This is a genomic window from Sphingomonas sp. MS122 (assembly GCF_049532975.1).
Classification (GTDB): Bacteria; Pseudomonadota; Alphaproteobacteria; order Sphingomonadales; family Sphingomonadaceae; genus Sphingomonas.
Map to the genome: position 1 here is coordinate 2,714,284 of NZ_CP186695.1, position 19,762 is coordinate 2,734,045.

20 protein-coding genes, 1 tRNA gene and 1 pseudogene are annotated in these 19,762 nt (G+C 69.1%); 8 read left to right on the forward strand and 14 right to left on the reverse strand.

What is annotated here, in order from left to right; all coding sequences use genetic code 11:
- Positions 1-12: 12 nt before the first annotated feature.
- The 4 genes from ACO227_RS13185 to ACO227_RS13200 are packed head-to-tail and all read left to right on the forward strand — an operon-like array spanning position 13 to position 3,724.
- Entirely contained in the window at positions 13-1,356 is a 1,344-nt protein-coding gene (locus tag ACO227_RS13185; protein WP_423602282.1) for a formimidoylglutamate deiminase, read from the forward strand.
- Positions 1,353-2,057 carry a UTRA domain-containing protein gene (locus ACO227_RS13190; RefSeq protein ID WP_423602283.1) on the forward strand — a complete coding sequence of 235 codons (705 nt, stop codon included), beginning with the start codon at positions 1,353-1,355 and terminating at the stop codon, positions 2,055-2,057. The genes ACO227_RS13185 and ACO227_RS13190 overlap by 4 nt, the downstream gene beginning before the upstream one ends.
- 25 nt (positions 2,058-2,082) lie before the next feature.
- A complete protein-coding gene (locus ACO227_RS13195) occupies positions 2,083-2,349 on the forward strand; it encodes a DUF6356 family protein (RefSeq protein ID WP_423602284.1) in 267 nt (88 codons plus the stop codon).
- Positions 2,350-2,368: 19 nt separating this feature from the next.
- On the forward strand, positions 2,369-3,724 hold the full coding sequence (locus ACO227_RS13200; RefSeq protein ID WP_423602285.1) for an FAD/NAD(P)-binding protein: 1,356 nt from the start codon (positions 2,369-2,371) through the stop codon (positions 3,722-3,724).
- Between the two features lie 259 nt (positions 3,725-3,983).
- On the opposite strand, the gene ACO227_RS13205 is transcribed toward ACO227_RS13200, so the two are convergent.
- The 4 genes and pseudogenes from ACO227_RS13205 to ACO227_RS13220 form a co-directional block, all read right to left on the reverse strand.
- Positions 3,984-4,565, reverse strand: coding sequence for an alpha/beta hydrolase (locus tag ACO227_RS13205; RefSeq protein WP_423602286.1), 582 nt, complete (start codon positions 4,563-4,565; stop codon positions 3,984-3,986).
- A 93-nt stretch (positions 4,566-4,658) separates the two neighbouring features.
- Complete coding sequence (locus ACO227_RS13210) at positions 4,659-5,933, reverse strand: RNA polymerase sigma factor (RefSeq protein WP_423602287.1); 1,275 nt, start codon at positions 5,931-5,933, stop codon at positions 4,659-4,661.
- A 113-nt stretch (positions 5,934-6,046) separates the two neighbouring features.
- Positions 6,047-6,406: pseudogene (locus ACO227_RS13215) on the reverse strand (YciI family protein); the annotation flags it as partial.
- A gap of 144 nt (positions 6,407-6,550) precedes the next feature.
- Positions 6,551-6,769, reverse strand: coding sequence for a hypothetical protein (locus ACO227_RS13220; RefSeq protein WP_423602288.1), 219 nt, complete (start codon positions 6,767-6,769; stop codon positions 6,551-6,553).
- A gap of 174 nt (positions 6,770-6,943) precedes the next feature.
- Between ACO227_RS13220 and ACO227_RS13225 the strand changes: the two genes are divergently transcribed.
- Positions 6,944-7,936 (forward strand): ABC transporter substrate-binding protein, encoded by a 993-nt coding sequence (locus tag ACO227_RS13225; RefSeq protein WP_423602289.1) that lies wholly within the window; start codon positions 6,944-6,946, stop codon positions 7,934-7,936.
- Between the two features lie 27 nt (positions 7,937-7,963).
- Here the strand turns inward: ACO227_RS13225 and ACO227_RS13230 are convergent, their stop codons facing one another.
- The 4 genes from ACO227_RS13230 to ACO227_RS13245 form a co-directional block, all read right to left on the reverse strand.
- Positions 7,964-8,488 carry an SgcJ/EcaC family oxidoreductase gene (locus ACO227_RS13230; protein ID WP_423602290.1) on the reverse strand — a complete coding sequence of 175 codons (525 nt, stop codon included), beginning with the start codon at positions 8,486-8,488 and terminating at the stop codon, positions 7,964-7,966.
- Between the two features lie 47 nt (positions 8,489-8,535).
- Complete coding sequence (locus ACO227_RS13235) at positions 8,536-9,174, reverse strand: protocatechuate 3,4-dioxygenase subunit beta (RefSeq protein ID WP_423602291.1); 639 nt, start codon at positions 9,172-9,174, stop codon at positions 8,536-8,538.
- A gap of 137 nt (positions 9,175-9,311) precedes the next feature.
- Positions 9,312-9,388, reverse strand: a tRNA-Pro gene (locus ACO227_RS13240).
- 111 nt (positions 9,389-9,499) lie between these two features.
- Entirely contained in the window at positions 9,500-10,798 is a 1,299-nt protein-coding gene (locus ACO227_RS13245) for an FAD-dependent oxidoreductase (RefSeq protein WP_423602292.1), read from the reverse strand.
- 94 nt (positions 10,799-10,892) lie between these two features.
- Here ACO227_RS13245 and pnuC point away from each other — a divergent pair, with 94 nt between their 5' ends.
- Positions 10,893-11,462, forward strand: coding sequence for a nicotinamide riboside transporter PnuC (gene pnuC / locus ACO227_RS13250; protein WP_423602293.1), 570 nt, complete (start codon positions 10,893-10,895; stop codon positions 11,460-11,462).
- On the forward strand, positions 11,459-11,974 hold the full coding sequence (locus tag ACO227_RS13255; protein WP_423602294.1) for an AAA family ATPase: 516 nt from the start codon (positions 11,459-11,461) through the stop codon (positions 11,972-11,974). The genes pnuC and ACO227_RS13255 overlap by 4 nt, the downstream gene beginning before the upstream one ends.
- A 4-nt stretch (positions 11,975-11,978) precedes the next feature.
- Here ACO227_RS13255 and ACO227_RS13260 read toward each other — a convergent pair whose 3' ends face one another.
- The 4 genes from ACO227_RS13260 to ACO227_RS13275 all read right to left on the reverse strand — a co-directional run bounded on the left by ACO227_RS13260 (position 11,979) and on the right by ACO227_RS13275 (position 15,374).
- Positions 11,979-12,932 (reverse strand): YncE family protein, encoded by a 954-nt coding sequence (locus ACO227_RS13260; protein WP_423602295.1) that lies wholly within the window; start codon positions 12,930-12,932, stop codon positions 11,979-11,981.
- A 114-nt stretch (positions 12,933-13,046) separates the two neighbouring features.
- Positions 13,047-14,012, reverse strand: a complete 966-nt coding sequence (locus ACO227_RS13265) for a CsgG/HfaB family protein (RefSeq protein ID WP_423602296.1) — start codon at positions 14,010-14,012, stop codon at positions 13,047-13,049.
- A gap of 115 nt (positions 14,013-14,127) precedes the next feature.
- Positions 14,128-14,613 carry a phosphoglycerate mutase family protein gene (locus ACO227_RS13270; RefSeq protein ID WP_423602297.1) on the reverse strand — a complete coding sequence of 162 codons (486 nt, stop codon included), beginning with the start codon at positions 14,611-14,613 and terminating at the stop codon, positions 14,128-14,130.
- Between the two features lie 59 nt (positions 14,614-14,672).
- Positions 14,673-15,374, reverse strand: a complete 702-nt coding sequence (locus ACO227_RS13275) for a DUF72 domain-containing protein (RefSeq protein WP_423602298.1) — start codon at positions 15,372-15,374, stop codon at positions 14,673-14,675.
- Between the two features lie 68 nt (positions 15,375-15,442).
- Between ACO227_RS13275 and lepA the strand changes: the two genes are divergently transcribed.
- A complete protein-coding gene (gene lepA, locus ACO227_RS13280; protein ID WP_423602299.1) occupies positions 15,443-17,251 on the forward strand; it encodes a translation elongation factor 4 in 1,809 nt (602 codons plus the stop codon).
- A 3-nt stretch (positions 17,252-17,254) separates the two neighbouring features.
- Here lepA and ACO227_RS13285 read toward each other — a convergent pair whose 3' ends face one another.
- Positions 17,255-18,268, reverse strand: a complete 1,014-nt coding sequence (locus ACO227_RS13285) for an ATP-dependent DNA ligase (RefSeq protein WP_423602300.1) — start codon at positions 18,266-18,268, stop codon at positions 17,255-17,257.
- 35 nt (positions 18,269-18,303) lie between these two features.
- Positions 18,304-19,698 carry a short-chain fatty acyl-CoA regulator family protein gene (locus ACO227_RS13290; protein WP_423602301.1) on the reverse strand — a complete coding sequence of 465 codons (1,395 nt, stop codon included), beginning with the start codon at positions 19,696-19,698 and terminating at the stop codon, positions 18,304-18,306.
- Positions 19,699-19,762: the final 64 nt, after the last annotated feature.

Genomic DNA, 19,762 nt, shown 5'->3' on the forward strand with positions numbered 1-19,762 from the left:
AGACATAATCGGATGGACTTGTGGTTCGAATCCGCATTGCTGGAGGACGGCTGGGCCGATCGGGTCCGGCTACGCCTGGCGAGCGGGCGGATCGAGACGGTCGAGCGCGGCGTCGATCCGGCAGCGGGCGACGAGCGGCATTTCGTGGCGTTGCCGGGGCTGCCCAATGTCCACAGCCATGCCTTCCAGCGCGCGATGGCGGGGCTGGCCGAGGCGCGCGCGCGGGCGGACGACGACTTCTGGTCGTGGCGCGAGCTGATGTACCGCTTCGTCGAGCGGATCGGGCCGGACGAGTGCGAGGCGATCGCTGCGTTGGCCTATGCCGAGATGCTGGAGGCCGGGTTCACGCGGGTGGGCGAGTTCCATTACCTGCACCACGCGCCGGACGGATCGCGTTACGACGACGTGGCGGAGATGTCCGGGCGCATCGCAGCGGCGGCGGAGACGGTGGGGATCGGGCTGACGCTGTTGCCGGTATTCTATGCGCATGGCGGGTTCGGCGGGCAGCCGGCGGGGGCGGCGCAGGCGCGGTTTTTGAATGACGTCGATGGCTTCGCCGGGCTGGTCGAGCGGGCGGGGGCAAAGCTGCCGCAGGATGGTGTGATCGGGATCGCGCCGCATAGCCTGCGCGCGGCGACGCTGGAGGAACTGTGCGAACTGCTGCCGGTGGCGAAGGGCGGGCCGGTGCATATCCATATCGCCGAGCAAGTGAAGGAAGTCGCGGACTGCCTCGCCTGGAGCGGGCGGCGGCCGGTGCGCTGGCTGCTCGACGCGATGCCGGTCGATGCGCGCTGGACGCTGGTGCATGCGACGCATGTCGAGGCGGACGAGATGGCCGGGATCGTCGCGAGTGGGGCGGTGGCGGGGCTGTGTCCGATCACCGAGGCCAATCTGGGCGACGGAGTGTTCCCCGCGGCCGCGTTCATGGCAGGGGGCGGCACGATCGGGGTGGGAAGCGATTCGAACGTGCGAATCGATGCGGCGGAAGAATTGCGGCTGCTCGAATATGGCCAGCGGCTGACGCGGCGCGCACGCAATGTGCTGGCGGGCGAGGAGCGGCCTGCGACCGGCGCTCGGCTGTTCGCCGCGGCGGTGAAAGGCGGCGGGCGGTCGCTTGGGGTCCAGACCGGGCTGGCGGCTGGTCGGCCCGCTGACATCGTTTCGTTCAATCGCGACGACCCGGCCTTTGCCGAGCGCAAGGGCGATGCGCTGATCGACAGCTGGGTCTTCGCCAGCCGCGTCGGGATCGACTGCGTGTGGCGCGGTGGGATGAAGCGGGTCGAGGGCGGCCGGCATCGGCAGCGCGACACGATCGAGGCGGGCTACCGGCGGGCACTGGCGAGGCTGATGGCGTGAGCGTCGAGGCGCGAATCCGCGGCGACATCGAATCGCGCATCCGCTCGGGCGAATGGGCGCCGGGCATGCGCGTGCCGACCGAGCATGAGCTGGTCGAGGCCTATCGCTGCGCGCGCGCGACGGCGAACAAGGCGCTCTCCCGGCTGGCGCGCGAGGGGCTGATCGAGCGCAAGCGTCGCGCGGGGAGCTTCGTGGCGCGGCCGCAGATCCGCACCGCGGTGGTCGGGGTGCCCGATATCGGCGCGCTGATCGAGGCGCGGGGCGAGCCCTATCGCTGGGAGCTGCTGTCGGTGGAGCTGCAACGGCGGGCGCCCGAGGGGTTCCCCGCACGCGCGGGTGGGTGCTGGCTGGCGCTTTCGGGCATCCATCACGCGGGCAAGACGCCGTTCGGCTGGGAGGCGCGCTGGCTCGACCTGGCGGTGGCGCCGGGTGCGGAGGACGCCGATTTCGCCGCGACCGCGCCGGGCACCTGGCTGCTCGCCAACGTGCCCTGGACCGACGCGCGACACCGGATCGGCGCGGTGGGCGCGGAGGCGGTGGCGGCGCGGCATCTGCGTATTGCGGCGGGCGCTCCGTGCCTGCAGATCGAGCGCTGGACGTGGCGTGGCGAGGAACCCGTCACATCCGCGCGGCAGGTGTTTCCGGCGGATCACTATCAGCTGGTCGAAGATTTCACGCCCAGAGGTGACGGGATCGGCTAGTATCGGCTGAAACCAAGGAGTGCGTATGTTCGACACGGTTTTCCTGAAGCACCCGCGCGAGGTGGGCGAGAGCTATGGCGAGCATTTCGCGACCGCCACGGGGTTCGGCGCCCGCATGGTGGCGGGCGGACTCGCCTGCATCGTCCATGGCGTGATCCCGGCGCTGTTCGTGCGGACGGCGAGCGACACGGTGAAGGCGCTCTACGGGCGGATGAAAGCGCGCCAGCCGGCCTTTGCCGAGAAGCCGCCCGCCTTCACCGAGCCCGCCTGGCAGATGGAATACGAGATATAAAGCCGGAGCCGGGGGACCAATGCCGGTCGAACATGTCGCGATCGTCGGCGCGGGCTTTTCGGGCACGCTCCAGGCGATCAACCTGCTCCGCCACCAGGGTCCGCGCGCGACGCTGATCGAACGCGGGAGCCGCGCGGGCGAGGGGCTGGCCTATGGCGCCGCGCATCCCAGCCATGTGCTCAACGTGCGTGCCGGAAACATGAGCGCGCTGCCCGACGACCCGGGGCATTTCGCGCGCTGGCTGGCGGGGCGCGGGGTCAAGGATGCGGCGAGCTCGTTCGCGTCGCGCGTGACCTATGGCGAATATCTGCGCGAGATGCTCGATGCGGCGCTGGCCAATAGCGGGGGGCGGTTGACGGTTCGCTATGGCGAGGTGGTAGATGCCACCGCGACGCGGAGCGGGGTGACGCTGACGCTGGACGATGGCGAGACGATCGCGGCCGATGCGGCGGTGCTGGCGGTGGGCAATCTGCCGCCGCATGACCCGCCGGGGCTGAGCGACGGCGTGCTGCCGGACGATCTCTACAAGGGCGATCCCTGGGCGGCGGATGTCGCCGAGGGGCTCGGCGCGGACGACACGGTGCTGGTGGTCGGCACCGGGCTGACGATGGTCGATGTCGCGCTGATGCTCGAGGCGCGAGGGTTTGCGGGACGGATCGTCGCGTTGTCGCGTCGCGGGCTGCTGCCGCGGCGGCATGACAAGACGAGCGACTGGGCGCGGATCGAGGAGCGGCCGGCGACGATCGCGTCGGGGCTCGTGCGCCGGCTGCGCGAGCGGGCCGAGGCGGTGGGCTGGCGCAATGCGGTGGACGAGCTGCGGCCCTTCACCCAGCCGATGTGGGCCAATGCCAGCGAGACCGAGCGGGGGCGCTTCCTGCGCCATCTGCGGCCCTGGTGGGACGTGCATCGTCACCGGCTTGCGCCCGAAGTGGCCGACCGGCTGGCGGCGATGCAGGATCGCGGACAGCTTGAGGTGCTGGCCGGCAAGACGATCGCGTTCGCGGCCGAGGGCGGCAGGGTGACGATGACATGGCGGGCGCGTGGGCGCGATGCGCCGGAGACGATGAACGTTCGGCGGGTGATCAACTGCACCGGGCCGCTGGGTGACCTCAACCGCACGACTGATCCGCTGCTGGTGGCGCTGCGTGAACGTGGCACGATCCGGCCCGACGCGGCGAATCTCGGCATCGACGTCAACGGCGTGGGACAGGTGATCGGCGCGAGCGGGCGGCCGAGCGAGCGGCTCTACGCGCTGGGACCGATGACGCGCGGGGCGTTCTGGGAGATCGTCGCGGTGCCCGATATCCGTCGCCAGACTTGGGACGTGGCGCGGCGGCTTTCCAACGCGCATTGGGTGGGGGGCGAAGGACTGTAGCTCACGCCTGACCCGTTTATCGCGCGACGCAATGGGGAAGCGATCGAGGCTTTCGCGGGCTGAAAGTTGACACTGACTTTACACTATCGCGCTCGCTCGCGAAGCTGACGAAGTTGACACATTCGACGGGTTCCGCGGCGGGTAATCCACGGTTCAAAAGCGGCCGGTCTCCGGCAGTCGCAGTGCAGCAGGCCAATTCCAACATTGCAAGGGGAAAGGGCGCTTCAAATCCTCTCCCCCGGGGCGCGATCGGAAGCGGTCAGCGTTCCCCGCGCAACGCCATGCCGCGTTCGATATCGCGCGCGACGACCGAGGCGGTGAGACGCTCGACCAGGCGCTGGGCGCTGCGCCAGGCGGAGGCTTCGGTGGCGCGGTGGCGGCTGCCGGCGAGCAGGCGGCTGCCCCAGCTTTGCGCGAGCGGCGCGAAGTCGGCGGGGTCGCTTCCCGGCAGGCGATCGGCGACGACCATCGAGGGGAAGGGCAGCGCGGTGCGCGGCGAGGCGAAGAGGTCGCGCTGGGCGGCATTTTCCTCGGCGGTCTCGGGATCGAACAGCAGCGCGCCCGCGACTCGCTCGACATAGTGCGAGGGCGAGAGTCGCGCCCACCACGAGGCAGCGAAGCAGCCCAGCCCCTCGGCGACCAGCAGCACCGCGCGGTCGGCGCGGAGCACGGCGTTGTCGAGCTGGGCGGCGAGGATCGAGCGGTTGCCGTTCGGATCGAGCGCGAGATGCGTGTCGCCGAACGCCGGCCAGCCGAAGCGTTCGCTCCACGCCGGGGTCTGCGATTCGCTGATCGTGATCACGGAGAAACGATGCGGAGCTGGGGCGAGCGCGAGCGTCATGGCAATCTCCCTTGCGCGCAAAATGCCAAAGCAGGTGGCGTTCGCGCAAGATGCGAACGCGCGATCATCCTTTTGGGGTACGAAAGCAATGCTTCAGTGATGTGAAGCCGTGGTGCAGGCGGCGGCGCGTGCCAAAAGAAAGGCGCGTTCCCGTTCGTTGCGGGTGAGCGCGGCGGCCGCCTCGAACTCGGCTTTCGCTTCGGAAAGCCGGCCGGCGCGGAACAGGAAGTCAGCGCGTGCCGCGGGAAGCGGAGCGTAGTTGCGCAGCGCGGCCGCCTCGGCGAGTTCGTCGACCAGCGCGAGGCCGGCGTCGGGGCCGAACGCCATGCTGTGCGCGACGGCGCGGTTGAGGTCGACCACGGGCGAGGGCATCACTTCGCGCAGCCGGTCGTAGAGCGCGGCGATGCGCGGCCAGTCGGTCTCCTCCGCCTTGCGCGCGCGGGCGTGGCAGGCGGCGAGCGCGGCCTGGAGCGCATAGGGACCGTCGGCGCCGCCGAGCGCCTCGGCGCGGGCGAGCGCGTCGAGGCCGCGGCGGATCAGGAGCTGGTCCCAATGCGCGCGGTTCTGCTGCGTGATCGGGACGAACGCGCCGTCGGGGCCGGTGCGCGCGCGCAGGCGCGATGCCTGGATCTCCATCAGCGCGAGCAGCCCGTGGACCTCGGGCTCGTTCGGCATCAGGCCCGCGAGGATACGGCCGAGCCGCTGCGCCTCGGCGGCGAGTGCGGGGCGGATCAGGTCTTCGCCCGCGGTGGCGGCATAGCCTTCGTTGAAGATCAGGTAGACCACCTCGAGCACCGAGGCGAGGCGCGCGTCGCGCTCGCCGCCGCGCGGCACCTCGAACGCGAGCGCGGCGTTGCCGATGGTTTTCTTGGCGCGAACGATGCGCTGCGCGATCGTCGGCTCGGCCGAGAGGAAGGCGCGGGCGATCTCGTCGGTGGTGAGCCCGCCGATCAGCCGCAGGGTGAGGGCCGCGCGCGCCTCGGCCGAGATGACCGGGTGGCAGGCGGTGAAGATCAGCGCGAGCAGCTCGTCGCCGATATCGTCGTCCATGGCGGCCTCCAGCGCCTCGACGCTGCTGTCCGCTTCGTCGAGGTCGCGGGCGATCTCCTCGTGCTTGCGCGCCTGCATCTTCGCGCGGCGCAGGCCGTCGATCGCGCGGCGCTTCGCCGCGGCGGTGAGCCACGCGCCGGGATTCTGCGGGACGCCGGTCCTCGGCCATTCGGCGAGCGCGACGAGCAGCGCGTCCTGCGCCAGCTCCTCGGCCCGGTCGACGTCGCGGGTCATGCGGGCGAGGCTCGCGATGAGCCGCGCCCGCTCGATCCGGAAGACCGCCTCGATCGCCCGCTGGGTGGTTGCGTCCGCCGCCATGCCCAAGGGTTAGGGGCGCATGACGGCGGAGCGCAAGCGGATCAGCGATTGGCGAGCTTCTCGCCGACGCCGTCGTGGATCGCCTGAGCCTCGGCCGGGATGAGGTCGGCGAAGTCCTCCATCTCGAACAGCGGACGGATCTCGATCTCGCTCGGGCCGAACATGGGGTTGGGGCAGCGCTTCACCCATTCGACCGCCTCGTCCATGTCCTTGACTTCCCACAGCCAGTAGCCGGCGACCAGCTCGCGCGTCTCGGCGAAGGGGCCGTCGATCACGGTGCGGCTGGGGCCGTCGAACGCGACGCGCTTGCCGAACGACGAGGGCTTGAGCCCGTCGCCCGCGACCATGATGCCGGCATTGACCAGCTCCTCGTTGAACTTGCCCATGTCCACGAACATCTGGCTGAGCTCGGGCGAGGGCTTCATGCCCTCTTCGCTGTCCTCGGTCGCCTTCACGAACACCATCACACGCATTGGAATTCTCCTTGGTTGGCACGGGGCCGCGATCGGCCTCGTATCCTGACGACGAAGCAGATTGCGCGGAATCGACACGCGCCGCGAAATTTTTTCGACAGGCGTATCCTTACCGCCGGCGTCAGGCGCGCCCGCGCGGGCACGTCAAAATTTATAGCCGACGTGCGAGCCAGGATTCTGCGTCTTTGGCCGATATTTGCCGCATGGTTTCGCCTTGGTGGGTTTGCAGCCCTTCTGAGGTGCGGCCTTGGCTTGCGGACATCGGATGGTCTTGCCCGCCGCATCCTTGCAGGGCGCGGAGAGGGTGAGGCCGCCGGTGCCCGCCATGACGGCAATTGCTGCAACGAGGATGAAGCTCTTCATCGATGCCACTCCCGATCCGAGTGGCGCGCAGTGTGCCCGCGCGGTGGTGCTCGCGCAATGGCTCGCTGGGCAATGCGAAGCCGTGATCGGCCTTCGTGCAAGCCGGATGCGCACGTCGATGACGTCGAACGATCATCGTGGTATGAGAACAAGCCTCTCTTCCGGATGCAGCGAATGGGCAATCAGCACAGCCGGCGCCTGGTTCTCGGACTCGGGATTTCGGTCGTCGCGCTTCCGCTGCTGGAATCGTGCGCGCATCGCGCGGCGAAGCGCGTTCCGCGCATCGGCTTTCTAATAGGCGCCGGCCTCTCGGCGATGACCGAGGCCTTTCATGGCGAGCTGCGCAGGCTCGGATATGTCGACGGGAAGAACATCATCGTCGAGACTCGCCTGATTCGCCCCAACTCGTCGGATGGCGCGACATACATCGCCGAGCTGGCGCATATGGAGTTGGACCTGATCGTCGCCCCGTCGCTGCCGATCGCATTGGGGGTGCGCGAGGAAAATCCGTCGATGCCGATGGTGGTGGCGACAGCTCCTGGCATGGTGAGCAATGGCCTTGCACGGAGCCTCGAACGTCCTGGAGGCAATGTGACCGGGATGGAGGAACTGCCGCCGGGCCTGACCGCGCGGCGGCTGAAGCTGCTGAAGGCGGCGGCCCCCGCAGTTTCGCGCGTGGCCGTGCTCTCGACCACGCCCGGCCGTGGCGGGCACGAGATCCAGCTGGCCGACGCCGAGCGCGCGGCACCGGGGGCCGGGGTGAGCGTGAAGGCCTATGTCGTGAAGTCCTTGCCCGAGCTTCAGCCTGCGCTCGCCGCGATGATCGACGACGGGATGGACGGGCTGCTCAATTTCCAGGGCGCCCTCTCGCTCGCCAACCGGCAGCTCATCACCGAATTCGCGGCGAAGCACCGTATCCCGGCGATCTACCAGTCGAAGCTCTTCGTCGAGGCGGGCGGGCTGATGTCACTGGCGCCCGACCAGGACGAGCAGTTCCGCATCGCGGCGCGCTATGCCGACCGGATTCTGCGGGGCACCAAGCCGGGAGACCTGCCGATCCGGCATCCGGCCCGCTATTTCCTCACTATCAATGCGCGAGCCGCAAACGCGTTGGGCCTGCGCCTCTCTCCGCGGTTGCTGGCCAGTGCCGACCGTGTGATTCGCTGAGCGGAGTCGAGAAAGCCGGCGCCCCGATCAAGGGGGCGTCGCGGGTAGCTTGATGGGAAAGGTCAGGCCTTCATTCTCCGGCGCGGTGCCCGGGCCGCCATTGGTGTTCTGTGCCGTGATGACCAGCCATTTTCCGGCGCGCTTTTCCGAGAGCATCGTGAACAGACCATGGCGTGGCGGACGCGGCGAGCCGTCGAAATTCTTGTCGCCTTCCATCCGCCAGCTCCACCGCACGATCGCCAGGTCCGGGCGGATGAACCTCAACCTCGTCTCGAGCGGCGTGATGGTGGATGCGGCGAATCTGCCGGTGAGCAGGCGGGAGTGATAGGTCTCGAAATCCTTGCGGCCCTGGAGCCAGCTCCCGCCGACGGTGACGAAGTCGACATCGTCGGCCATCAGTTGCGCAAGCGCGTGCCCGTCGTGACGCGCCCATGCCGCGCTGAACTGAGCGGGAAGCTGCTCCAGCGAGCTTCGATCCTGGTCGCTCTGGGCATGGGCCGTAGTGGCGATGAGCAGGGCCATTCCGGCAACAATGAAACGGCGTGACAGCATCGGCGGTTCCTCCCAGATCCAATTCGGCGGAGACGAGGTCGTGCGTCTCAGCCGGTGCGCAACACCATGTCCCAGCGATAGCGAAGAATGCCCGATGCGTCGGCGCCCATGGCGTTCGCGATCACCATCGCCGGACGGATATTGGCGCGAAGCAGGGCATCGGCCGCATTGAGCGGCTCATCCGGAAAATACATCTGGACGACCAGGCGATCCGTGCTCCCGGCCAGGTCGAAATGGATGTGCGGCGCGCGCATCCCGCGCCCGCCGCCGGGATAGCCGGCGGGCTTGACCGTGACGATCCGATACGTGCCGCCCGCATCGGTGGAGAGCCGCGCATAGCCCTGGAAATTGGGATCGAGTGGCGCGGTATTGTCGTCGCTTGGATGCGCATAGCGGCCCGCGGCATTGGCTTGCCAGATCTCGAGACGGGCGCCCGGCACCGGACGTCCCGCCAGATCCACGATCCGGCCCGACAGCTCGACGACCTGGCCGATCGCCCGGCCCGTGCGGCCGGCCACCATCGTCAGGTCGGCATCGGCATCGGCCGGCTTGGCGAGCGGATAGAATGGGCCGACGATCTCGTTCGGCGTCGGTTCGAGCCGGGCCTGCACGGGCCGCACAAAGGCGGGAGCGGCGGTGGCGGCTCCTGCGAGCTGCCCGAGGATCTGGCGTCGGGATTGCAGCATGGCACATCCTCTGCTCGGTGCGTTGTGCGACGTATAGCATGCGAGCGCAGTCGCCGGACATCCGCTACGCTTTATCGACGGCAGAAGCTTGGTCGGAATCGCCGCCCGCTATGGTCGGCGCGATCTACGGCGACGAATGGTCGGGGAGAGAGGATTCGAACCTCCGGCCCCTGCCTCCCGAAGACAGTGCTCTACCAGGCTGAGCTACTCCCCGACGGAGTGCCGGATCCTTGAAATGCCCCGGGACGGGCGGACCGGCTTTCGCTTGGAGGCGCGCCTATAGCCAGCCGTTTCGCGGTGCGCAAGCGGGTGTGCGAAAGCTTTTTCAGGTGCCGCGCGCGCCGAGCATCGCCTCGATCGAGGTGAACTTCTCGCGCGGGGCGCCGTCGCGGGCGGCAGCGATCTCGGCCGCCTCGATCTTCTGCCAGTCGCGGAAGGTGACGACCTCGGCGCCGCGCGCCGCGAGCAGCGCGTCGAGCGCGGGGCGGCCCTGCTTGCCGCTGTTGGGTTGCGTGTCCGCGGCGATCTTCTCGACGATCGCGAAGCCGTCGGGGCGGTTGGTGCCGATCGTGCCGGTCGGGCCGCGGCGCGCCCAGCCGACGGCGTAGAGCCCGGGCAGCACGCGCCCCTCGTCATTGGCGAAGCGGCCGGCGCGGTCGTCATAGGGCACCCCCTCGATCGGCGGGGTGCGATAGCCGATGCACGAGACCACCAGACTGGCGGGCACGGCATAGGTCTCGCCCGTGCCGACCGCCGCGCCGCGCGAGTCGAGCACGGTGCGCTCGACGATCACGCGCTCGACCTTGCCGTCGCCCTCGATCGCGACGGGCATGGCGAAGAAGTCGAAGATGATGTGCACCGGCTTCTCGACATGCGCCGCGGCGAAGTTGCGCAGGTGCGTGATCGACTTGCGGTGCCCGGGCTCGAGCATCGCGTCGTCGATCTCGGGCGGGAAGTCGGCGGCGTCGACGACCGGTGCGGCGCGTTCAAGCTCGCCGAGCTCGCCGAGTTCCTTGGGAGTCATGTTGATCTGGTGCGGGCCGCGGCGGCCGAGCAGGGTGATGGTGCTGATCGACGACGTTTCCAGCGCGGACAGCGCGTGGCCGACGATGTCGGAGCCGGCGAACTCGCCTTGCGTCTTGGCGAGGATGCGCGCGACGTCGAGCGCGACGTTGCCGTTGCCGATCACCACCGCGCCCGGGCCGCCGAGGGGAGGGTTCAGCTCGGCATAGTCGGGATGGCCGTTGTACCAGCCGACGAACGCTGCCGAGCCGGTGACGCCGGGCAGGTCGGCGCCGGGAATCTCGAGCGGCCGGTCGCGCGGCGCGCCGGTGGCGAGCACGACCGCGTCGTAGAGGCCGAGCAATTCGGGGATGGTGACCTGCTCGCCGATCGTGACGTTGCCGACGAAGCGGACATTGTCGGTGAGCGCGGTCGCCTCGTAGCGGCGCGAGACGCCCTTGATCGACTGGTGATCGGGCGCGACGCCGGTGCGGATCAGGCCGAAGGGGACGGGGAGGCGATCGATGATGTCGACCCGGACCTCGTCGCCGAACTGCTTCTGGCATGCCTCCGCGGTGTAGTAGCCCGCCGGTCCCGAACCGATCACCGCGATATGCCGCATGCCCGACCCTCTCGTCTATGTCGGGACAGCGTAGCGCGCTGGCGGGCGAGGGCAAGCACTCGACGCGGGCAATTTCCTGCGGCATGCCAAGGGCATGAACCCGCTGGAGGTCGCCGCGTCGGCGCTGCTGCTCGTCAATATTGCGCTGGTCGCGCGGCGGAGCATCTGGAACTACCCGTTCGCGATTCTGGCGGTCTCGCTCTACGCGGTGCTGTTCTACGAGACGAAGCTCTACAGCGACATGTTGCTGCAGGGCTTCTACGTCGCGCTCAACCTCTACGGCTGGCTCAACTGGACGCGGTCCAGGGCCGAGGCGGGTGAGGTGGTGGTGCGGACGCTAGGGTGGCCGGCGCGCGCGGCATGGCTTGCGGGATGCGTGGCGCTGACCGGCGGCTGGGGCTGGCTGATGCACCGGCTGACCGACGCGGCGATGCCGTGGTGGGACGCGGGCGTGGCGATGACCAGCGTGGCGGCGCAGATCCTGCTTTCGCGGCGCTATCTCGAGAATTGGGTGCTGTGGATCGTGGTCGACGTGGTGGCGGTGCCGCTGTTCGCGGTGCGCGGACTGTGGTGGACCGCAGGCGTCTATGCGATCCTGCTCGGGCTTTCGGTGTGGGGCCTGATTGACTGGCGCCGGGCCTATCGCCGAAGGGCGGCGGCATGACGCTACGCACCATCTGCCTCCACGGCCCCGAGAGCACCGGCAAGTCCACGCTCGCGCCACGGCTCGCCGCGCATCTCGGCGGGGAGGTCGCCGAGGAATATGGCCGCGAATATGCCGAAGCGCGCGGGACCGACTTCACGATGCAGGATCTGGTCGAGATCGCGCGGACGCATGATGCCGGCGTGCAGACGATGCTGGCGGCGGGGCTCACCCCGCTGATCCTCGACACCGATCCGCTGATGACCGCGGTGTGGGCCGACATGCTGTTCGGCCAGCGCGACCCGTGGTTCGAGACGTGGGACGGCGTGGCCGATCTCTATCTGCTGTTCGACATCGATCTGCCTTGGGTCGCGGACGGCACGCGGATGTTCGGCACGCCCGAGCTGCGCCAGCGCTTCTTCGACCTGTCGAAGGCCGAGCTGGAGCGGCGCGGGGTGCGCTGGGCGCTTGTGCGCGGCAAGGGCGAGGCGCGGTGGGAGAGCGTACTGCGTGCGGTGGAGGCGGTGGGCTAGCCGCTCAGGGCACCCGCGTCACCGCGAGGCCGTCGCCATTCTTGCCGACGTCGATGCGGCGAAGCACCTTGCCGCTGTCCGCATCGATCTCGGCGACCTGGTTGCGCCCGGTCTCCGCGGCGTAGAGGCGCTTGCCGTCTTCCGACCAGATCAGCGTGACCTGCGCGGCCTGCGGGTCGCCCGAGACCGGGAAGCTGCGCAGCACGCTGTGAGTCGCCGCGTCGATCAGCGTGACGCTGCCCTTGTCGACGTTGCTGGTCGCGACGGTCTTGCCGTCGGGGCTGGCGATCACGCGGATCGCGTTGCCGTCGATCGCGAGCTCGGCGAGCTTCTCATAGGTGGCGGCGTCGTACACGGTGAGGCGCGGCGCGGTGAGATCGCCGACGAACAGCTTGCCGCCGGCGACCGCGACCCCCTCGGGCTTGCCGCCGACGGCGAGGTCGCGAAGCTTCACGTTCTTGACGAGGTCGAGCGCACTGACCGTGCCCGATCCGATATTGGCGACGAAGCCGCGGTCCTCGCCGAGCAACGCCACCATGTGCGAACCCTGCTGCCCGGTGGCGATCGAGGTGATCTTGCCGTCGGGCTCGACGATCGCGACCGAACCGCTGCCCTCCGTCGTGGCGATCAGCCGTTCGCTCTTCGGCATCCACAGCAGGCCGTGCGGGCGCTTGTTGGGGGCGAGCTCGATCCTCGCGACCTTGCCCAGCGGATCGAGGTCGATGATGTCGATCGAGGTGCCGCCATAGGAGACCACGGCGGCCTGGGTGCCATCGCCCATCACCGCGATCTCGTGCGGCTGGGCACCGGTCGGGATCTTCGCGAGCTGCTTGCCGTCGGCGAGATCGTAGATGCCGAGCGTGTCCTCGCCCTTGTTGCCGACCAGCAGCAGGTCTCGCGCGGCGGCGGGAACGGCGGCGGCCGCGAGAAGGGCGGCGGCGAGGATCAGGCGGCGCATCGGTCTCTCCGGCTTGGACCGCGGGAGACTGTGCGTTTCAGCCGGGGCCCGCAAGCGAAAAGGCCCGGCCCGCCATGGCGGAACGGGCCTTTTGCGCGACGTGGCCGGAGCCGCTTATTGCGAGGGGGCGAGCCCGGTGTTGAGCACCCAGCCGACATTGTCGTTCTCGTCGGCGACTTCCCACCACAGACCGTTCTTGTTGCCGGTGGGATAGACGATGCCGCCGGCGGGGATGGTGCGGATGATCTTGGCGCCGCCGGCCGCCGACACGCGCATCGCCACCGGCCGCTGCGCGGTGAAGGTCTTGGCCGGCGCGGCCTGGGCGGTGCCGGTGTCGCCGGGGCGCACCAGCCCGAGTTCGGTCACCAGCTTGGTATAGGCCTGGATGAACGACAGGGTGACGATGCGGCCGATCTCGGTATTGTCGTAGCCGCCGCCGACCGCGCCCACGCCGCCGCCGAGGAACCCGACCCCGGCGCCTGCGCCGAAGGTCATGTTCTTCTTGGCCGCATAGCCCTCCGCGGTGGCGATCGTTTCGGTGGTGCGCACATTGGTGATGGAGAGCACGGTGTTGGCCTCCATCTTCTTGCTGCCGATGCCGGCCGCGAGCCCGCCGAGGCGCCCGCCGATCAGCCCCCCGATCAGCCCGCCCGCGCCGCCGCCGCTGACGTTGCTGTTGGCGCCCTGGATCTCGGCGACGAGGACATAGTCCGCCGCCTTGATCTGGCCCTGGCCGACATTCGAGCCGCGCTGCAGCCCGAGATTGCCGCCGATCGCGCGCTCGCGCTCGGCCGCCTGCAGCCCGGAGCCGCGGTCGACCAGGTTGAAGCAGCCCGAGCGCTGAACGAGTACCTTGAGCAGCTTCTGCGGCGGGGCCAGCGAATATTGCGTCCAGGGGCGGGGATCGTCGCCGTCGACGACCGAGAGCGTACCGAGCTTGCGCGTGCAGCGCGGGACGTCGTTCGCCGTCGCTTCCTGCAGCTTCTGACCGCTGCTGGGCTTGGCGAGTCGCTGGGCCTGAGCCGAGCCAGCGACGCACAGAGCGAGCGCGGTGAGGGCCACCGCGGGAGACTTCAACATCGATTTCTTCCCCTGTTACCTGTCGTCCCGAGATAGCCGATCCGGCCCGCGGTGGGAATAGTTTCGAGGCCGCAATCGGTTGTCCAAAATGGGTAGCGCTACCCCGGCGGAGGAGTCAGGGGTCGATCCGGGTGCGCTCGCTCGCGCCGTTCTCGATCGTCCAGAGATCGCCGAAATCCTCGTGCTTGAGCTCGCCCGGGCGCGTGCCGCCGAGCTGTGCGACGATGTCCGGCACGGTGTTGCTGTGGCCGACGATCAGCACCGGGCCGCCGGCCGCCTTGGCGCGGGCGACGATCGCGGGGGTGTCTTTCGGATCGTAGGTCTCGACCGGGACGTCGAGCATCGCGGCGACCGGTGCGGCGGTCTGGCGGGTGCGCTTGAAGTCGCTGACATAGATCGCCTTGAGCGTGCGGCCGTAGAACCATGCCGCGAGCTTCTCGGCGCGCGCCTTGCCCTGGGGCAGGAGGTCCGGATCGGGCTGGCCCGCGGGCGTGTCGTAATGGCGGGTGACGTAGACCGGCGCCTCCTGCGACTGACCGGCCAGCGCGTGGGTGCTGCCCAGCACACAGAGCAACGCAACGAGATATCTCAGGACTTGCATGGCGATTCACCTCCGCGCCGCTGCTTGGCGCAGTCGTGGGCGTGGGGCAAGCGAACCTGTCAGATAAGCGCAAGCGCATTGCGCGTCGCGGCGCCGCTGGCGGTGTTGTCGAGGATGATCCAGCTTCCCGGACCGGCAACAGCCGCAGCTTGCCTCCATCCTGCCAAGGCTGCGTTGTCATAGGCGGACCAGTAGATGCGCGGGCTGCCGTGGAGTCGGAAATAGGCGAGGCCGCGCCAGCCGCCGGGCATGGCGGCCGCCGGAACCGATGCGGGATCGGCGGCGACGCGCGCGACGCGATGCGCGACGAGCAGTGCGTCCGCTGGCGGATCGAACCAGCTCGAGTGGCGGGGTTCCAACGCGACGAGCCCGCCGACGATCGACGCGAGCTGGGCGAAGAAGGTCTCGGCGATCGGCGCGTCGAAGGCGAGGCTGGGCGGGAGCTGAACGAGCACCGGGCCGCGCTTTTCGCCGAGCCCGGCGGTCTCGTCGGCGAAGCGGGTCAGCGGCGCCTCGCAATCGGCCAGCCGGGCCTCGTGCGTGATCGCCTTGGGCAGCTTGACGGCGAAGCGGAAGTCGGACGGCACGCTCGCCGCCCAGCGTTCGTAGGTGGACCGGCGATGAGGGCGGTAGAAGCTCGAATTGATCTCGGTCGCGTTGAAGCATCGTGCATAGCGTTGGAGGTTGCTGGCGCCGGGCGGGAAGCGGTCGCGGACGTCGCGCGGAAGCGCCCAGGCGGCGGTGCCGATGCGGAGAGTCATGAGGTTGTAAGCGCGTGCGGGCTCAGGGGGTTCCTGCGCGGCATCTGCCCTGCTAACGGGCGCCGATCATGGCAACCGACCTTTCCCGTATCCGCAACTTCTCGATCATCGCGCATATCGACCATGGCAAGTCGACGCTGGCCGACCGGCTGATCCAGCGCACCGGCGGGCTGACCGCGCGCGAGATGTCCGAGCAGGTGCTCGACAACATGGACATCGAGAAGGAGCGCGGCATCACCATCAAGGCGCAGACCGTGCGCCTCGACTGGAAGGGGCCGGACGGGCTCGACTATGTCCTCAACCTGATGGACACGCCCGGGCACGTCGACTTCGCCTATGAGGTGAGCCGCAGCCTCGCCGCGTGCGAGGGCGCGCTGCTGGTGGTCGACGCGGCGCAGGGCGTCGAGGCGCAGACGCTCGCCAACGTCTACCAGTCGATCGAGCACGACCATGAGATCGTGCCGGTGATCAACAAGATCGACCTGCCCAGCGCCGAGCCCGAGAAGGTGCGAAACGAGATCGAGGAAGTGATCGGCATCGACGCGTCGAACGCGGTGCTCGCCTCGGCCAAGTCGGGCATCGGGATCGAGGAGATCCTGAACGCCGTGGTCGAGCGCATCCCGCCGCCCAAGGGCGATGCGAACGCGCCGCTCAAGGCCATGCTGGTCGACAGCTGGTACGATCCGTATCTCGGCGTCGTGATCCTGATCCGCGTGATCGACGGCACGATCCGCAAGGGCCAGCAGATCAAGTTCATGGCCGCCGGGACGACGCATCTGGTCGACCGCGTCGGCGCGTTCCGGCCGAAGATCGAGCAGTTGCCGGACCTCGGCCCCGGCGAGATCGGTTTCATCACTGCGCAGATCAAGGAAGTGGCGCAGGCGCGCGTCGGCGACACGCTGACCGACGCCAAGCGGCCGGCCGCCGAGCCGCTGCCCGGCTTCAAGGAAGTGCAGCCCGTGGTGTTCTGCGGACTGTTTCCGGTCGACGCCGCCGACTTCGAGAAACTGCGCGAAAGCATCTCGAAGCTGCGGCTGAACGACGCCAGCTTCTCGTTCGAGATGGAGACCTCGGCGGCGCTGGGCTTCGGCTTCCGCTGCGGATTCCTCGGCCTGCTGCACCTGGAGATCATCCAGGAGCGGCTGATGCGCGAATATGATCTCGACCTGATCACCACCGCGCCGTCGGTGGTGTACCAGATCGAGCTGACCCACGGCGGCGGGCATATCGAGCTGCACAATCCCGCCGACATGCCCGATCCCAACAAGATCGAGACGATCAGCGAGCCGTGGATCCAGGCCGTGATCTATGTCCCCGACGAATATCTCGGTTCGATCCTGAAGCTATGCCAGGACCGGCGCGGCATCCAGAAGAACCTGACCTATGTCGGCGGCCGCGCGCAGGTGACCTACGAGCTGCCGCTCAACGAGGTGGTGTTCGACTTCTACGACCGGCTGAAGTCGCTCTCGAAGGGCTATGCCAGCTTCGACTACGAACAGATCGGCTATCGCGAGGGCGATCTCGTGAAGATGGGCATCCTGGTCAACGAGGAGCCGGTCGACGCGCTGAGCATGATCGTCCACCGCTCCACCGCCGAGGCCCGCGGGCGTGGCATGTGCGAGCGGCTCAAGGAACTGATCCCGCGCCACCTGTTCAAGATCCCGATCCAGGCGGCGATCGGCGGCAAGGTGATCGCGCGGGAGACGATCAGCGCGATGCGCAAGGACGTCACCGCGAAATGCTATGGCGGCGACGCCACCCGCAAGCGCAAGCTGCTGGAGAAGCAGAAGAAGGGCAAGGCGAAGATGCGCGAGTATGGCTCGGTCAGCATTCCGCAGGAAGCCTTCATCGCCGCGCTGCGGATGGGCGAGGAATAGGCTTCAGCCGAGCAGCGCGAGCAGCTCGGCGGGCTTGAGCTCGCGCACGAGCTGGTCGCGGGTGCATTGTTCCGGCGCCTTGTCGGGACGCCAGCGGAGCAGGCGCGTGCCGTGGCGGAAGCGGCCGGCGGTGACCTGGTCGTAGCGGACCTCGGCGACCAGTTCGTGGCGCAGCTTCACGTAGTCGCGCGCCTTGCCGCCGGTCCAGCGGCTGGGGCCGCCGGGCGCGTTGCCGGTGAAGCCGGGCTCGCCCTGGTGCGGCGCGACCTTGCGCTTGAGTGCTGGACGCTCCTTCGCGGGGATCGCGGCGGTGAAGCCGACATGATCCAGCTTGCCGGCATCGTCGTAGAGGCCGAGCAGCAGCGAGACCACCGCGCCCTTGGCATCGGTGCGATAGCCGCCGACGACGCAGTCGGCGGTGCGCAGCTGCTTGACCTTCACCATTGCGCGTTCGCCGGGCCGGTAGGGCGCGTCGAGTGGCTTGGCGAGCACCCCGTCGAGCGCGCCGCCGGTCCGGGCGAGCCAGGCTTCGGCGGTGGCGCGGTCGGTGGTGCAGGGAGAGAGGATCAGCGCGGGGGGCTTGATGCGCTTGTGGAGTGCTTCGAGTTGCGCGCGGCGCCGGGCGAGTGGGGCCTCGAGCAAGTCGTCGGGGCCGAGGCTCAGGCAATCGAACAAGACGAGCTGCGCGGGGGTTTCGACCGAAAGCTTGGCGATGCGCGACGCGGCCGGGTGGAGACGGGCCTGGAGCGCATCGAAAGAGAGACGGTCGCCGATCGGGATCACCAGCTCGCCGTCGAGGATGAAGCGTTTCTCCGGGATCGTGGCGAGCGCCTCGAGCATCTCGGGGAAATAGCGGCCGAGCGGCTTGCCCGACTTGGACCAGATCGCGATGTCCTCGCCGTCGCGCACTGCGACCGCGCGGAAGCCGTCCCATTTGGGCTCGTACTGCCAGCCCGGCGGATCGGGCAGCGCCTCGGCGAGCCTGGCTTCCATCGGGGCGAAGGGCGCGGCGTCCATCGCCCTTCAACCGCGCGGGCGGCGCGGGCGTTCCGTCAAAAGGCGTAGGGCACCGGGGCGCGGACGTCGGGGTCGATGCGGATCTCGCTCGCGGCGGGCGGGAAGGCGCGCTGGTCGCAGCCGGTGCGAGGGCAGATGCGGCAGCTGGTGCCGATCGGGGTGGCGATGCCGCCGGTGCGCAGGCTGTCGGCATAGACGAAGTCCGCCGCATGCGTTTCCTCGCAGCCCAAGGCGACGGCGTAGCGGCGCGGGGGACGAGCATAGCTGGCGGACGGCTTGACCAGCCCCTTGGCCATCGACACGTAGCGCACGCCGTCGGGGGTCTCGGCGAGCTGGACGAGGATGCGGTCGGGGATCGCAACCGCCTCATGCACCACCCAGAGCGGACAGGCGCCGCCGAAGCGGGCGAATTCGAGCCGGGTGGCCGAGTGGCGCTTGGTGATGTTGCCGGCCATGTCGACACGGCAGAAGAAGAACGGGATGCCCTGCGCGCCCGGCCGCTGGAGGGTCGAAAGGCGGTGGCAGGCCTGTTCGAAGCTGGCACCGAAGCGCTGGCGGAGGCGGTCGATGTCGTGACGCACCTCGCGCGCGGTGTCGCGAAAGCGGGTGTACGGCATCAACAGCGCGCCGGCGGCGTAGTTGGCGAGGCCGAGCGAGAGGAGCTCGCGCGCCGCGGGGGACGCAAGGCCGCTGGCGTCGGCGACGGCGCGCATCTGCTCGCCGAACTCGAGCACGGCGAGGCGGTGGGCGAGGAGGAAGGCGCGGCTCTCGGGCGGGAGTAGGCCGCTGACCGTCAGACGGCGGCTGTCGGTGGCGAAGCGCGAGAGGCGGGTGTCGTCGTCGCGCGCGTCCTCGATCTTCACGTCGTGGGTGTCGCGCAGCCGGTCCTCGATCGCGCGGGGATGGTCGAAGGTGTCGGCGAGCGACTCGGCCGCCCGGTCGAGCACGTCGATGTAATTGCCCTCGGCCTGGTACCAGTCGCGCACTTCCTCCCACGGCAGCGAACCGGCGGTGCCGGCGCCGCTCTCGACCCTGTCGTCGAGGACGCGCAGCTGCGCCTGGCTGCGGCGCCAGGCATCGTGCAGCGCGACCATGCGGCGGGCGAGGGCGGGGTGCTTCTCGACTCCGCGCTGGATGGCGGCTTCGTCGAGCGCGCCGCCGGGAATGCTGGAATCGGTGCCGGCATCGATCGCGCGGACGAGATCGGCGGTGGCCTCGTCCTCGCCGACCTCGCCCCACAGCTGCGGGAATTCGCGGGTGAGCGCGATCAGCACCGGTGGGGTGAGCGGGCGCTCCTCATTCTCGATCTGCGAGAGATAGCTGACCGAGACGCCGAGCCGCGCGGCGAGCGCCGCCTGCGGCAGCGCGAGGCGCTTGCGCAGGTCGCGAACGCGAGCTCCGGCGAAGAGGCGGCGGCGGGGGTGCTCCATGCCTCCCGCAATATTCCGCGGATATGAACGATGCAACTTCGCAACATTGCATTTGCAAGACCAC